Annotated in this window: 10 protein-coding genes and 3 tRNA genes; 8 read left to right on the forward strand and 5 right to left on the reverse strand. The window is 70.0% G+C overall.

Annotated features, from left to right (window positions below; all coding sequences use genetic code 11):
• The first annotated feature begins 14 nt into the window (after nucleotides 1-14).
• Nucleotides 15-1421, forward strand: coding sequence for a deoxyguanosinetriphosphate triphosphohydrolase (locus OHA58_RS24475; protein ID WP_405481390.1), 1407 nt, complete (start codon nucleotides 15-17; stop codon nucleotides 1419-1421).
• Here the strand turns inward: OHA58_RS24475 and OHA58_RS24480 are convergent.
• Nucleotides 1402-1716, reverse strand: a complete 315-nt coding sequence (locus OHA58_RS24480) for a winged helix-turn-helix domain-containing protein (RefSeq protein WP_405481391.1) — start codon at nucleotides 1714-1716, stop codon at nucleotides 1402-1404. The genes OHA58_RS24475 and OHA58_RS24480 overlap by 20 nt on opposite strands.
• 145 nt (nucleotides 1717-1861) lie before the next feature.
• Between OHA58_RS24480 and OHA58_RS24485 the strand changes: the two genes are divergently transcribed.
• The 3 genes from OHA58_RS24485 (at nucleotide 1862) to OHA58_RS24495 (ending at nucleotide 6617) form a co-directional block, all read left to right on the forward strand.
• Entirely contained in the window at nucleotides 1862-3136 is a 1275-nt protein-coding gene (locus OHA58_RS24485) for an NAD(P)/FAD-dependent oxidoreductase (protein ID WP_405481392.1), read from the forward strand.
• A 34-nt stretch (nucleotides 3137-3170) separates the two neighbouring features.
• A complete protein-coding gene (gene dnaG / locus OHA58_RS24490) occupies nucleotides 3171-5069 on the forward strand; it encodes a DNA primase (protein WP_405481393.1) in 1899 nt (632 codons plus the stop codon).
• Nucleotides 5070-5231: 162 nt separating this feature from the next.
• Nucleotides 5232-6617, forward strand: coding sequence for a sigma-70 family RNA polymerase sigma factor (locus OHA58_RS24495; protein WP_405481394.1), 1386 nt, complete (start codon nucleotides 5232-5234; stop codon nucleotides 6615-6617).
• 88 nt (nucleotides 6618-6705) lie between these two features.
• Here OHA58_RS24495 and OHA58_RS24500 read toward each other — a convergent pair whose 3' ends face one another.
• The 4 genes from OHA58_RS24500 to OHA58_RS24515 all read right to left on the reverse strand — a co-directional run bounded on the left by OHA58_RS24500 (nucleotide 6706) and on the right by OHA58_RS24515 (nucleotide 12336).
• Nucleotides 6706-8634, reverse strand: coding sequence for an ABC transporter ATP-binding protein (locus OHA58_RS24500; RefSeq protein ID WP_405481395.1), 1929 nt, complete (start codon nucleotides 8632-8634; stop codon nucleotides 6706-6708).
• Complete coding sequence (locus OHA58_RS24505; protein ID WP_405485146.1) at nucleotides 8634-10367, reverse strand: ABC transporter ATP-binding protein; 1734 nt, start codon at nucleotides 10365-10367, stop codon at nucleotides 8634-8636. Before OHA58_RS24505 ends, OHA58_RS24500 begins: the two co-directional genes overlap by 1 nt.
• A 135-nt stretch (nucleotides 10368-10502) precedes the next feature.
• Entirely contained in the window at nucleotides 10503-11942 is a 1440-nt protein-coding gene (locus OHA58_RS24510; RefSeq protein ID WP_405481397.1) for an FGGY family carbohydrate kinase, read from the reverse strand.
• An 85-nt stretch (nucleotides 11943-12027) separates the two neighbouring features.
• A complete protein-coding gene (locus tag OHA58_RS24515) occupies nucleotides 12028-12336 on the reverse strand; it encodes a YtxH domain-containing protein (protein ID WP_405481399.1) in 309 nt (102 codons plus the stop codon).
• A gap of 136 nt (nucleotides 12337-12472) precedes the next feature.
• On the opposite strand from OHA58_RS24515, the gene OHA58_RS24520 reads away from it, so the two are divergent.
• From OHA58_RS24520 to OHA58_RS24535, 4 genes are all read left to right on the forward strand, one after another.
• Nucleotides 12473-12545: transfer RNA gene (locus tag OHA58_RS24520), tRNA-Asn, on the forward strand.
• Between the two features lie 5 nt (nucleotides 12546-12550).
• Nucleotides 12551-12623, forward strand: a tRNA-Asn gene (locus OHA58_RS24525).
• A gap of 185 nt (nucleotides 12624-12808) precedes the next feature.
• Nucleotides 12809-12885 (forward strand) — tRNA-Ile (locus OHA58_RS24530).
• A gap of 846 nt (nucleotides 12886-13731) precedes the next feature.
• Nucleotides 13732-14298: a hypothetical protein gene (locus OHA58_RS24535; RefSeq protein ID WP_405481400.1), complete on the forward strand. Its 567-nt coding sequence runs from the start codon at nucleotides 13732-13734 to the stop codon at nucleotides 14296-14298.
• The last annotated feature ends 583 nt before the right edge of the window (nucleotides 14299-14881 follow it).

The following is a 14881-nucleotide window of genomic DNA, read 5'->3' on the forward strand; positions in this document are numbered from 1 at the left end:
CTTACTGTCAGTCCATGGAAGGCACGCACGAGACACCCGCAGCGAAACACGAAACACCCACAACAAAGAACCCGACCGCGCCGACCGCCCCAACCGCGCCGACCGCCCCAACCGCTCCGACCGCGCCGACCCACGCCATCGACCCGTCCGGCTACGACGCCGCCTCGGTGGAGCGCTGGGCACCCGAGCCCGACAAACGTCCCGGCCGCACCGCCTTCCAGCGCGACCGCGCCCGCGTCCTGCACTCCTCGGCTCTGCGCCGCCTCGCGGGCAAGACCCAGGTCGTCACCCCGGGCACGATGAACCGCGCCTGGGACGCAAGCCCCCGCACCCGGCTGACGCACTCCCTGGAATGCGCGCAGGTGGGCCGGGAGCTCGGCGCGGCACTCGGCTGCGACCCGGACCTCGTCGAGACGGCCTGCCTCTCGCACGACATGGGCCACCCGCCCTTCGGGCACAACGGCGAACAGGCGCTGAACGAGGTGGCGCAGGACTGCGGCGGCTTCGAGGGGAACGCGCAGTCGCTGCGCCTGCTGACGCGTATCGAACCCAAGCGCTTCGTCCACAGCGCCGACACGGACGGGCTGGTCAGCGTAGGACTGAACCTCACGCGCGCCGCGCTCGACGCCGCGACGAAGTACCCGTGGCCCCGCGGCGGCCACCCCACCGACCCGGCCTCGCCCAAGTTCGGTGTGTACGAGGACGACCGCCCGGTGTTCGACTGGATCCGCAAGGAGTCACCCGAGCGCAGGACCTGCTTCGAGGCGCAGGTCATGGACTGGTCGGACGATGTCGCGTACTCGGTGCACGACCTGGAGGACGGGCTGCACGCCGGCCACCTCGACCCGAACATGCTGCAAGCGGAGCCCGAGCGCCGTGACATCTACGCGGTCGCGATCGGCCGTTACGTACCGGCGGACACGGACCCCGAAGAGCTCGCGGCGGCGCTCGACCGGCTCCTCGACCAGCAGTGGTGGCCGCACGGCTACGACGGCACGGCCGTCGCCCAGGCCCGCCTCAAGGACGCGACGAGCCAGCTCATCGGCCGCTTCTGCCTCGCCGCGGAGGGCGCCACCCGCGCCCGCCACGGCACGGGCCGCCTCACGCGTTACGAGGCCGAACTGGTGGTGCCGCGCGAGGCCCGGTACGAATGCGCCGTCCTCAAGGCGGTCGCCGACCGGTACGTGATGCAGCGCCCGCAGCAGGAGCGGCTCCGCGCCGACCAGCGCATCGTCGTGGCGGAGCTCGCCGAGGCGCTCACCCGCCGCGCGCCCGACGGTCTCGACCCGCAGTTCCGCGCCCTGTTCGACGCGGCGGGCGACGACCGCGCCCGCAAGCGCGTGATCGTCGACCAGATCGCCTCCCTCACCGACGCCTCGGCCCGCGAGCTGCACGCGCGGCTCACAGGGCCCCGTCCATGAGGGCGTCGCCCAGCGGGGTGCGGCGGTGCAGGACGGTGTTGCCGCGCCGCTGCGAACCGACGAGGCCCGCCTCCCGCAGGACCGTGGCGGGCCGGCTCGCCGTGGATGCGGTGAGCCGCAGCAGCCAGGCCAACTGCGTTGTCGTACGCGGATGTTCGAGGGCGTCGAGCGCCGGCGCCCGGGTCGGCCCGATCAGCTGACCCACCGGCAGGGCCGCCGCGCCGCCCGTCCCCTTCTCGCGCGCCCGCGCCGGCCACCCCGGCGCGGGGTTCGTACGGGTCGCGCTCCTGTGCACGGTCGTCGTCCTCGTCGCGAAACGAAACTGGCCATCGACCACTGGGCGTGACGAAAAGATGCCCTGTTCGGGCCATGCCCCCTTCCCGCATCACGCTCCGTGCGGGACGCTCGCATATGGCGCCATGGCAAAGAGGAGGCATCACGTGGTCGACGCGGATCAGACGTTCGTCATTGTCGGAGGCGGGCTCGCCGGAGCGAAAGCGGCCGAGACGCTGCGCTCCGAGGGCTTCAACGGCAGAGTGATCCTCATCGGGGACGAGGGAGATCATCCGTACGAACGCCCACCCCTGTCCAAGGGCTATCTCCAGGGCAAGGAGGAACGGGACAGCGTCTTCGTCCACGAACCGGCCTGGTACGCACAGAACGACATCGAGCTGCACCTCGGCCAGACCGTCGTCGCGGTCGACCCGGCCGTGAAGAACGTCCGGCTGGGCGACGGCACGGTCGTCCACTACGACAAGCTGCTCCTGGTCACCGGCGCCGAGCCGCGCCGCATGGACATCCCGGGCACCGAGCTCGCCGGCGTGCACCACCTGCGCCGCCTCGCCCACGCGGAGCGCCTCAAGGGCGTCCTCGCCTCCCTCGGCCGGGACAACGGCCACATCGTGATCGCGGGCGCGGGCTGGATCGGCCTGGAGGTCGCCGCGGCGGCCCGCGAGTACGGCGCCGAGGTCACCGTCGTCGAGCCCGAGGCGACCCCGCTGCACGCGGTCCTCGGCCCCGAGATCGGCCAGATGTTCGCCGACCTGCACGCCGAGCACGGCGTCCGCTTCCACTTCGGGACCCGCCTCACCGGCATCACCGGCCAGGACGGCATGGTCCTCGCCGCCCTCACCGACGACGGCGATGAGCACCCGGCCCACGACGTGCTCGCCGCGATCGGCGCCGCCCCGCGCACCTCGCTCGCCGAGTCCGCCGGGATCGAACTCGCCGACCGGTCGCACGGCGGCGGCATCGCCGTGGACGCCTCGCTGCGCACCTCCGACCCGGACATCTACGCGGCCGGCGACGTGGCGGCCGTGCAGCACCCCCTCTTCGGGACCCGGCTGCGCGTCGAGCACTGGGCCAACGCGCTCAACGGCGGCCCGGCCGCCGCCCGCGCCATGCTGGGCCAGGAGGTGACGTACGACCGTGTGCCGTACTTCTTCTCCGACCAGTACGACGTCGGCCTCGAGTACTCGGGCTGGGCGCCCCCGGGCTCGTACGACCAGGTCGTCATCCGCGGGGACGCGGGCAAGCGGCAGTTCATCGCGTTCTGGCTCAAGGACGGGCGGGTGCTCGCCGGGATGAACGTGAACGTGTGGGACGTCACGGAAACCATCCAGGCCCTCATCCGCACCGGGGTCAGGCCCGGGGCGGAACGCCTGTCGGATCCGTCCGTCTCGCTCACGGCGCTCCTCGAGGGGGAGGACGGGTGACGTGAGTGTCGGCGGGTCACCGTAGAATCCTTGCGTGGCAGGCAGGATCAATGACGAGGACGTGAAGGCGGTCCGGGACGCGGTCCCGATCGACGCCGTGGTGTCCGAGTACCTGCAACTGCGCAACGCGGGCGGCGGGAACCTGAAGGGCCTGTGCCCCTTCCACGACGAGAAGTCGCCGTCCTTCCAGGTCAGCCCCAGCAAGGGCCTCTTCCACTGCTTCGGCTGCCAGGAGGGCGGCGACACCATCACGTTCGTGATGAAGGTCGACCACCTCTCCTTCTCCGAGGTCGTCGAGCGCCTCGCCGGCCAGGCAGGCATCACCCTGCGGTACGAGGAGGGCGGCTACAACCCCTCGCACCAGCGCGGTGAGCGCATCCGCCTGGTCGAGGCGCACAAGGTGGCCGCCCAGTTCTACATGGACCAGCTGGAGAGCGCCGAGGCGGAGATCGGCCGCAAGTTCCTCGCCGAGCGCGGCTTCGACCAGGCCGCCGCCGCGCACTTCGGCGTCGGCTACAGCCCGGCCGGCTGGGACCACCTCACGCGCTTCCTGCGCGGCAAGGGCTTCACCGACAAGGAGCTCATCACCTCCGGGATCTCCCAGGAGGGCCGCCGCGGGCCCATCGACCGCTTCCGCGGCCGCCTCATGTGGCCCATCCGCGACATCGGCGGCGAGGTCGTCGGCTTCGGCGCCCGCCGCCTGCGCGAGGACGACAACGGCCCGAAGTACCTGAACACGCCCGAGACGCCGATCTACCGGAAGTCCCAGGTCCTCTACGGCATCGACCTCGCCAAGAAGGAGATCGCCAAGTCGAGCCGCGCGGTCGTCGTCGAGGGCTACACGGACGTCATGGCCTGCCACCTGGCCGGCATCACGACCGCCATCGCGACCTGCGGCACTGCCTTCGGCAGCGACCACATCAAGATCCTGCGCCGCCTCCTCATGGACAACGGCAGCGCCCGCGTGATCTTCACCTTCGACGGCGACTCGGCGGGCCAGAAGGCCGCCCTGCGCGCCTTCGAGGACGACCAGAAGTTCGCCGCCGAGACGTACATCGCCGTCGCCCCCGACGGCATGGACCCCTGCGACCTGCGCCTGGCCAAGGGCGACGAGGCGGTCGCCGACCTGGTCGAACCCCGCACCCCGCTCTTCGAGTTCGCCCTGCGCCACATCGTCTCCCGCTACGACCTGGAGACCCCCGCAGGCCGCGCAGCCGCGCTCGACGAGGCAGCCCCCGTCGTCGCCCGGATCAAGAACAGCGGCGCGCAGCACGAGGTCGCCGTCCAGCTCGCCGGCATGCTCGGCATCCTCGACACCCAGTTCGTCGTCAAGCGCGTCTCGCAGCTCGCCCGCTGGGCCCGTGACCGCGGCGGCCGCGGCCCCGCCCCGGCCCGCCCGCAGCAGCCCTACGAGGCCGCGGCGACCCGCGCGTCCGCCGCGGGCCCCGCCCTCACCCTGCGCAACCCCGTGTACGCCACCGAGCGCGAGCTGCTCAAACTCGCCCTCCAGCGGCCCGAGTTGGTCTCCCCGGCCTTCGACGCGTACGGCGTGGACGAGTTCACCGCCGCCCCGTACGCCGCGGTGCGCGAGGCGATCATCGAGGCGGGCGGCGCCGACCTCGGCACCCAGGACCCGCAGGCATATCTCGTACGGGTACGGGAGGCGGCCCCCGACGACGCGGTGCGCGCCATGGTCACCGAGCTCGCCGTCGAGGCCATCCTGCGCAGATCCGTCGACGAGGTCTACGCGGGCCAGCAGCTCGTCGCCGTGCGCCGCCGCGCCGTCGACCGGCGCATCCGGGACGTACAGGGCTCCCTGACCCGTCTGGGCACGCACAGCGACCCGGCGCGCCTGTCCGCCGTCCAGGAGGAGCTGATGGTCCTCCAGCGCTACGACAGGGCACTGCAGGACCTCGGCGCGCAGGCGCTCTGACCGCTGCGCGCCGACGGCCCGGGACGAGGTCCGCCCGGCCGGTTTCGTCCCGCCCCGCAGGGGCAGGCGTCGTGCACGGTAACCGAGCGGTCACGCACCGGACTCAAAAAGTCACCGCACGCCCCTCGTGGCGACGTTGTGTCGTACAGCACACTGGGTCCGGTGCCTGAGTCCTCGGAGCGCGGCCGGAACCCCGACAACGGGTCCGACACCCCCGCGGTTCCGCCTAACGCGTACGGGACGGACAGCGGTGTGGCCGCCGTCGCCGATCCCGGTGTACCCCTGCCGCACGCCTCAGCAGCGATCACCTTGGAGGTCGCCCCCGTGCAGACCCAGACCCTCAGCCAGACCGGTGCCGCGCGCCAGAGCGCCCAGGGCGCCCCCGCGCCGGACACGGACGCGGAGGCACTCCCGGCCGTCCCCCAGCAGAGGGGACCGGAGAACCATCCGGACTCCGACCCGCCCGGCGATCCCGCCGACACCTCACAACCGGCCGATACGGCCGAGCTGCCGGAGGCGGAGTCGGATCCGGAACCGCGGGAAGCCGGCCCCCGCCCGCCCGTCGCCCTCCTGCTCGACACCGTGGACGCCGAGACTCCCGAGCCCCCGCCCTCGCGCGGCCGCACCGACACCGGCGGCCCCTCCTCGGACCTGTTCCGCCAGTACCTGCGCGAGATCGGACGGATCCCGCTGCTCACGGCCGCGGAGGAGGTCGACCTGGCCCGCAGGGTCGAGGCCGGTCTCTTCGCCGAGGAGAAGCTGACGGGCACCCCCGACCCGGACTCCCAGCTCGCCCTCGACCTCGACAAACTCGTCGTGATGGGCCGGATGGCCAAGCGCCGCCTCATCGAGGCCAACCTGCGCCTCGTCGTCTCGGTCGCCAAGCGCTACGTGGGCCGCGGCCTGACCATGCTGGACCTGGTCCAGGAGGGAAACCTCGGCCTGATCAGGGCGGTCGAGAAGTTCGACTACGCCCGCGGCTACAAGTTCTCGACGTACGCGACCTGGTGGATCCGGCAGGCGATGTCACGCGCCCTCGCCGACCAGGCCCGCACGATCCGCGTGCCGGTGCACGTCGTCGAGCTGATCAACCGGGTCGTGCGCGTCCAGCGCCGCATGCTCCAGGAACGCGGCTACGAACCCACGCCCGAAGAGGTCGCCGCCCACCTCGAGCTGCCGCCGGAGCGGGTCAGCGAAGTCCTGCGCCTGGCCCAGGAACCGGTGTCGCTGCACGCGCCCGTGGGCGAGGAGGACGACGTCGCGCTGGGCGACCTGATCGAGGACGGCGACGCGACGTCCCCCGTCGAGTCGGCCGCGTTCCTCCTCCTGCGCGAACACCTGGAGGCGGTCCTCTCCACCCTGGGCGAACGCGAACGCAAGGTGGTCCAGCTCCGCTACGGCCTGGCAGACGGCCGCCCCCGCACACTGGAGGAGATCGGCCGCATATTCGGGGTGACCCGGGAACGCATCCGCCAGATCGAGTCCAAAACCCTCAACAAACTGAGGGACCACGCTTTCGCGGACCAGCTGAGGGGTTATCTGGACTGAGGGAGATCGCCCCTGAAAGGGGCGCGGGGAACTGCGCGCTCAGCCACAAACAACCGGCACGTACAGCTCCCCGCGACCTCAACGGCGCCTACTCCACCTCAACCACGGCCTGCGCGAACTGCGCCTCGTACAACCGCTCATACGCCCCACCCGCGGCGCGCAACGCGTCATGCGTGCCCTGCTCCACGATCGAGCCGTTCTCCATCACCAGAATCGTGTCGGCATCCCGAATCGTGGAGAGCCGATGCGCGATCACGAACGACGTACGCCCATGCGCGAGCCGGGCCATCGCCTTCTGGATCAGCACCTCGGTCCGGGTATCGACGGAGGAGGTCGCCTCGTCGAGGACGAGTATCACCGGGTCCGAAAGGAACGCGCGCGCGATGGTGATGAGCTGCTTCTCACCGGCGCTGACCCCCGACCCCTCGTCGTCGATCACGGTGTCGTAGCCCTCGGGCAGCGTCCGGATGAACCGGTCCGCGTGGGCGGCCCGCGCCGCCTCCTCGATCTGCTCCCGGGTGACGTCCTTCGCCGCGCCGTACGCGATGTTGTCCGCGATCGTGCCGCCGAACAGCCACGTGTCCTGGAGCACCATGCCGATCCCGGAACGGAGTTCGTCGCGCGACATCTTCGCCACGTCGACCCCGTCGAGGGTGATGCGCCCGCCGGTGACCTCGTAGAAGCGGAGCAGCAGATTGACCAGCGTCGTCTTGCCGGCGCCGGTCGGGCCGACGATGGCGACGGTGTGCCCCGGCTCCACGGCGAGCGACAGGTCCTCGATGAGCGGCTTGTCCTGCTCGTAGCGGAAGGACACGTTCTCGAACTCGACGAGCCCGCGCAGCAGATCGGGCTTCTCGCCCGGCACCGGGTCGGCCTCCTGTTCGTCCGCGTCGAGCAGTTCGAAGATCCGCTCGGCCGAGGCGACGCCCGACTGCACCAGGTTCGCCATCGAGGCGACCTGCGTCAGCGGCATGGAGAACTGCCGCGAGTACTGGATGAACGCCTGGACGTCACCGATCGACAGCGAACCCGAGGCGACCCGCAGGCCACCCACCACGGCGACCAGCACATAGTTCAGGTTCGACACGAAGAACATCAGCGGCTGCATCATCCCGCTGTTGAACTGCGCCTTGAACCCGGCCTCGTAGAGCGCGTCGTTCTGCTCGGCGAACGCCTTCGCCGACTCCTCCTGACGCCCGAAGACCTTCACCAGGTTGTGGCCGGTGTACATCTCCTCGATGTGCGCGTTCAGCTTGCCGGTGGTCTTCCACTGCTGCACGAACTGCGGCTGCGACCGCTTGCCGACCCGCGTCGCGATCAGGAACGACAGCGGCACCGTCACCAGCGCCACCAGCGCGAGCAGCGGCGAGATCCAGAACATCATCACCAGCACGCCGATGATGGTGAGCAGCGAGTTGATGAGCTGGCCCATCGTCTGCTGGAGCGTCTGCCCGATGTTGTCGATGTCGTTCGTGGCGCGGCTGAGGACCTCACCGCGCTGCCGCTTGTCGAAGTACGACAGCGGAAGGCGCGACAGCTTCGCCTGGATGTCCTCGCGCATCCGGAAGACGGTCTTGTTGAGCGCCCGGTTGGACAGCCGCGTCGCCACGGCCATCAGCAGCCCGGCCCCCAGGAACGTACACAGGGCGATCCCGAGCACGGAGCCCACGGCCCCGAAGTCGATGCCCTGGCCGGGCGTGAAGTCGATCCCGGAGAGCATGTCGGCGACCCCGGAGTCACCCTTGGCCCGCATCCCCTCGATGACCTGCGCCTTGCTGCTCCCGGCGGGCATCTCACGCCCGATGATGCCCGCGAAGACCAGGTCGGTCGCCCGGCCCAGGATCTTCGGGCCCAGCACCGACAGGCCCACACTCAGGACGGCGCACGCGACCATCGCGTACATCGTCGTCTTCTCGGGCTTGAACTGCCTGATGAGCCGCTTGCCCGAGCCCTTGAAGTCCATCGAACGCTGGTCGGGGCCGCCCCCGGCCATCATCCGCCCGCCTGGCCCCGCCATCAGGCCGCCTCCGCTTCCGTCAGCTGGGAGAGAACGATCTCCCGGTACGTCTCATTGCCGTCCATCAGCTCGTGATGGGTGCCCGTGCCCACGACATGGCCCTCGTCGAGGACCACGATGCGGTCCGCGTCGCGGATGGTGGAGACCCGCTGGGCCACGATCACGACGGTCGCCTCGGAGGTCTCGTGACCCAGCGCGGCCCGCAGCGCGGCGTCCGTCGCGTAGTCGAGCGCGGAGAACGAGTCGTCGAAGAGATAGATCTCGGGCCGCTGCACCAGCGTCCGCGCGATCGCGAGCCGCTGTCGCTGACCGCCGGACACGTTGGTGCCGCCCTGCGAGATCGGGGAGTCGAGCCCGTTCTCCAGCTTCTCCACGAAGTCCTTGGCCTGCGCCACCTCCAGGGCGTGCCACAGCTCTTCGTCGGTCGCGTCCGGATTGCCGTACCGCAGATTCGTCGCGACCGTCCCCGCGAAGAGGTACGGCTTCTGCGGCACGAGCCCGACGGTCCTGGCGAGGAGCGCCGGCTCGATGGTGCGCACGTCGACGCCGTTCACCAGGACCTCGCCGTCGGTCGCGTCGAACAGGCGCGGCACCAGGCCGAGGAGGGTGGACTTGCCGCTGCCGGTCGAGCCGATGACGGCGGTCGTCTCGCCGGGGCGCGCGGTGACCTGGATGGCCTTGAGTACGGGCTCCTCGGCGCCCGGGTAGCGGAAGCCCGCGTCCCGGATCTCCAGGTGGCCGTGGCTGCGCAGCTCCCGCACCGGCGAGGACGGCGGCACGACGCTGGACTCGGTGGCCAGGACCTCCTGGATGCGCTCGGCGCAGACCTCGGCGCGCGGCACCATCATGAACATGAAGGTGGCCATCATGACGCTCATCACGATCTGCATCAGATAGGCGAGGAACGCGGTGAGCGCGCCGATCTGCATGCCGCCGCTGTCGATGCGGTGCGCGCCGAACCAGACGACGGCGATCGATGAGATGTTCACCACGGTCATGACGATCGGGAACATCAGCGCGAGGAGCTTGCCGGTGCCGAGGGAGACCTCGGTCAGATCGGCGTTGGCCTCGCGGAAGCGCTCCTTCTCGTAGTCGTCGCGCACGAAGGCGCGGATGACGCGGTTGCCGGTGATCTGCTCGCGCAGCACCCGGTTCACCGTGTCGAGCCGTACCTGCATGGTGCGGAACAGCGGCCGCAGGCGGCGCACGATCAGGCTGACGCTGATCCCGAGGACCGGGACCACGGCGAGCAGGACGCCCGACAGGGGCACGTCCTGGCCCAGCGCCATGACGATGCCGCCGACGCACATGATCGGCGCCGACACCATCAGCGTGAACGTCATGAGCGTGAGCATCTGGACCTGTTGCACGTCGTTCGTCGTGCGGGTGATCAGGGACGGCGCCCCGAACTGGCCCATCTCGCGCGCAGAGAAGGACTGCACGCGGTCGAACACGGAGGCCCGGAGGTCCCGTCCGAGCGCGGACGCGGTGCGGGCGCCGTAGAACACGGCGCCGATGTTGCAGACCATCTGGACCACGGTGATCGCGATCATGATGGCGCCGAACGTCAGGATGTAGCCCGTGTCCCCCTTCACGACACCGTTGTCAATGATGTCCGCGTTGAGGGTGGGCAGATAGAGCGAGGCGCAGGTCTGCAGGAACTGCAGGAGCACCAGCACGCCGATGGGTTTCTTGTACGGACCGAGGTAGGTCCGCAGGAGTCGTATGAGCACGCTCGGTCTCTCGAAGTCGGCCGTCATGAGGGGTCAGTGGTGCACGACCCCCATCGTCCGACACTCCACCCGCGTTACCTCAACCGATTTAGCCAAGAGCCCGCCAAGAAACCCACGTGGAGCGGGACGAAACGGTCACGCCCCCGCGGAATCGAATGCTCCGGGGTGCGTCTGCTCCCGTACGGCGGTGAACTGCTGCCGCACCGCCTGCCCGACGGGCAGCTCCTCGCCCGGCTCCAGAACCTGCGCCGCCGCGCCCTGCCACTGCGGCAGCTGCCCGTTCAGCGCCCAGGCGGCCTGCCGCGCCGCACCGAGCGCCGCGTAGTCCGCGGGCTGAGGCACCACGACCTGCGTCCCGAACAGCATCGGCGCCGCGGCCTGCACCGCCGGGAGCTCGGCCGCCGCCCCGAGCAGGAAAATCCGCCGCACCTCGACCCCCCGCGCGCGCAGTACGTCCATGGCGTCCCCGAGCCCGCACAGCATGCCCTCGAACGCGGCCCGCGCGAGATGCTCCGGCTTCATCGACTCCCGCCGCAGCCCGCTCAGGGTGCCCGCGGTGTGCGGCAGATTCGGCGTCTTCTCGCCCTCCAGATACGGCAGCATGACCAGGCCGTGCGACCCGGGAGTCGACTTCATCGCCAGGTCGGACAGCTCCTCGATCCCGGAGAGCCCGAGCATGTCGGCCGTACCGCGAAGGGCCCGCACCGCATTGAGCGTATGGACGACGGGCAGATGCATGCCGGTCGCGTCGGCGAGCGAGGTGATCATCCCGGACGGATCGACCAGCGCTTCGTGGTGCACCGCCATGACCGACCCCGAAGCGCCGAGCGACACCACGGCGTCGCCCTGGCGCACCCCGAGCCCGAACGCCGCGGCCATCGTCTCGCCCGTACCGGCCGAGATGATCAGCCCCTCCGGAGTGGTGCCCGCCGCGTCCCCCGGACCGAGCACCTCCGGCAGCATCACCTGGTGCCCGAGCGCCAGCTCGACCAGGTCAGGACGGTACGAGCCGCTCGCCGCCGACCAGTAGCCGGTGCCCGAGGCCCCGCCCCGGTCGGTGGTCCGCCGCGAGGGCCGGCCGAGGAGCTGCCACACCAGCCAGTCGTGGGCCTGGAGCACGAGCGCGACCCGCTGCGCGGCCTCCGGCTCGTTCCTCGCCAGCCACCGCAGCTTCGTCACCGGATGCATGGCCTGCGGCACACACCCGACGGCCTGCGCCCACGCCTCACGCCCGCCGAGCCGGTCGATGAGATCCGCGGCCGCGGCCTGCGTCCGCTTGTCGCCCCCGGGCATCGCGGGCCGCACGGTGTTGCCCTGCGAGTCGAGCGGCACCAGCGCGTTCTGCTGCGCGGAGACCCCGATGGCCTGCACGCCTTCGAGCAGCCCGCCGCCCGCGGCCTCGCCGAGCGAGAGGAGCCACGCCTGTGGATCGACATCGGCGGGACGGCCACCGCCCTCGCCGGATTCGAGCGGGTGCGGGGCATAGCCCTGCTTGAGCACGGCACCGGAGTCCGCGTCACAGACCACGATCCGAGTGAAATCGGGCGAACTGTCCAGCCCGGCGACTATCCCCATGACTGAATTCTGCCGCACTCCGGCCCGGCCCCGTCCCGCGGGCCGGGGCCGGGCCGGAGACCCGCTTTCGCCAGGGCCGTGGGGCTCAGGTGTTGCTGGTGCCCCAGTCGTCCTCGAAGCCTTCGCCGCCCTGGCCGCGCTCCCGCAGCGAGCGCACCCGGCCGGCCACCGAATCGGGGACCCGGCTCTCGACCTTCTCGCTCACCGAGTGCAGCGCCTTGCCCGCGATCTGACGCGTCTGCTGGGCCGCCGACTCCGCCGTGTTCCGGACGGCAGGGTTCTGCGCGAACTCGCGGGCGGACTTCTTCAGCTGCTCGTACCGCTCGCGTCCGGCCCGGGTCCCGAGCACGTACCCCAGGGCCAGACCGGCGATGAATGTGAGCCGGTAGCGCATGGCTGCCACCCTTCCCTTGTGATCACCGGGGGAACCGATTGGCGGAGCACCCCCCTGCTTGCGCTAATGTATGTGTCGCAGCGAGCGCACGCCCCCTGGCGAGTGCCAAGGTAGGTGCGTTCGATGCACGAGACATTCCCCTGTAGCTCAATTGGCAGAGCAGCCGACTGTTAATCGGCAGGTTACTGGTTCGAGTCCAGTCGGGGGAGCTCGATCTCCTGTAGCTCAATTGGCAGAGCAGCCGGCTGTTAACCGGCAGGTTACTGGTTCGAGTCCAGTCGGGAGAGCTGACGGACAAGACCCCTGGGAACTCCCGGGGGTCTTTTCGTGTCGTCTTCTTCGCCAGGTGGAACCGTACGCGGGCGCGCGGAGTCCTCTACCCCGAGCAAGGCCGACCATCCGGAGCAGGAGATCGTATGAGCGGCTATGCTGCGGCAGACGGCGCGCACACATGTACGCGCCACGCCGAAACGGGGCGGTAGCTCAGCCGGTTAGAGCAGCGGACTCATAATCCGTCGGCCGTGGGTTCGAGTCCCACCCGCCCCACCAAGGGTTTCCGATGCAGGAACGTTTTAACCTGCGACACACCGGAGCGTCCGTCGTTCGGCGGACGTGATTACCCGTCAGGTGGACCGTCAGCCGCCCGCTGCCGGCCCGAAGAACCGGCGATCAAGCCGTTGGGTGCAACCTGCGTCACCCGGCTTGGGGGAAGCGCGAGCCGGTCTAGCGGGTCATCAATGACGATGGGCCCCCGGCGCCTCACGGCGAGAGGGCTGGGGCTCCAGGCCTTGGGCGGGGCCGTCTCCCCCTTCACGTTGGCGAGGGTGCGTTCACGGGTGCACCAGGCTGGTGCGCGCGCGGTGATCTGATTGATCCTCCCCTTCCTACCCTTCCTGCCTTTCCGCCCCTTCCGCTCCGTCGGCCCACGCGCCGGCTGCCCTGCTTCGCCGCGGCTTCCCGGCGGCCCCGCAACGGGTTCGCCGCCGAGGCGCTGCACTTGCCCGGACGGGGCGTCGCGCGCGCCGTAGGTCTACGTGGGTGGCCCTCGAACGCGGTCCAGCGGGTCGACATGGCGTCGGCGAGCCTCGCTCCGACCGGCCGGCGACGCGAGCGACGGCGCGCCACACGGAACCTGCGACACGGCATCAGAAAATTTTGAGCAGTTGTCAGCGAGTCACCGGGTAGGGCTCACGAGGCGTCAACTGCCGTGCAGGACGGGGTAATTGGGGGTCGACGCGGACGCCTCAGTCGACGGGGCGCCTCCGCGGGCATACGGCCACACGGCTTATTTTTCGCATTTTCAGCACGTCTGATAAGTGACGAATGGGGTGATTTCTGTATCTTCTTTCACAGAGCGGCTGTCCGGCCGATCTCTCCGAGAAGGAAGAAACTGACATGAGCAAGCGTTCCATTGCTGTCACCGCCGCCATCGCGGGCGCTGCAGCCCTTGCCGCCACCGGCATCAACTACGCCGCTGCTGCCGGCACGGAGGCGGCCCCGGCTGCTCCGGCTGTTCGTCAGGCGGCTGCTCCCGCGGCGGCGCCCCTCGGTGGCGACTCCGGCCAGGGCAAGGAGAAGGACAACGGCAACAACAACCACTACAGGTACGAGGGTCGGATCCACATCAACGAGCGGTCCTACTCGGCCGGCTCGGACGGCTGCATCACCGTGGTCAGCGGTCTGGGTGCGAACAGCTTCAACGTCCGCAACGACAGCTGGAAGGCTGTTGAGGTCTTCCGCGGTGCGACCTGCGACAACGGGTCTCCTGTTGCCACGGTCGGACCGTGGAGCACCAGCAACAGCGTCTCCCCCCACCAGGTCCGTGGCGGCGTTTGGGTCAAGCACGGCGTCGTAGGCAGCTTCCGTGTGGTCGACAACTTCCGCGGCCACCGTGGCGGCGGCGGCTACGGCGGCGGCCACGGCGGCGGCTACGGCGGCGGCAACGACGGCGGCGACTGGTAGTACCTGCCGCAGGAATAGTTGAGGCCCCGGCCCGTCGGAATCGGGCCGGGGCAGTCAACGAGAGTTTATCCCAGCCGGGCACGCCGCGCCCGAGATGGCTTAATGCTTGTACGGAACACCTCACGTCCGTGCCCGCATGAAGGTGATTTCGGGCGCTCCCATGGGCATGTCGCGCTTCGTCGAAGGCGCGCCGAGGTATGTCCAGTTCTTCTGGCTCGATCGAGGCCTGAGAGAGGGCCTCGATCGAGCCCGAAGCTTCCGAATGGGGGTGCCTCGCAGGGGTCCGGCATTCTGAAAGGCTTCGCACCGTTCCATGCCGACTTGCTCGCCGGAAACGTGCAGAGTCTTCAGGTAGCCGTAAGCGCGGGTGAGCTGCATGCCCGCACTTACGTTCGGATCTTCGGAAAGTCAACTGTCAACGTCACGTCGGCCATCGTCGGTCATGTTGCACATTCCGTATACGGACGGGGGTATACGAAACGGCACCATGGCCGACCACCCGAACACCGCAGTGGGTGGGATTGCCGGCCGTGCACGGGCTGAGCGTTCACCAGGCCGCGGACCTCCTTGCTCCGTCGATCCG

Source organism: Streptomyces sp. NBC_00009 (assembly GCF_045040855.1).
Classification (GTDB): Bacteria; Actinomycetota; Actinomycetes; order Streptomycetales; family Streptomycetaceae; genus Streptomyces; species Streptomyces aureus.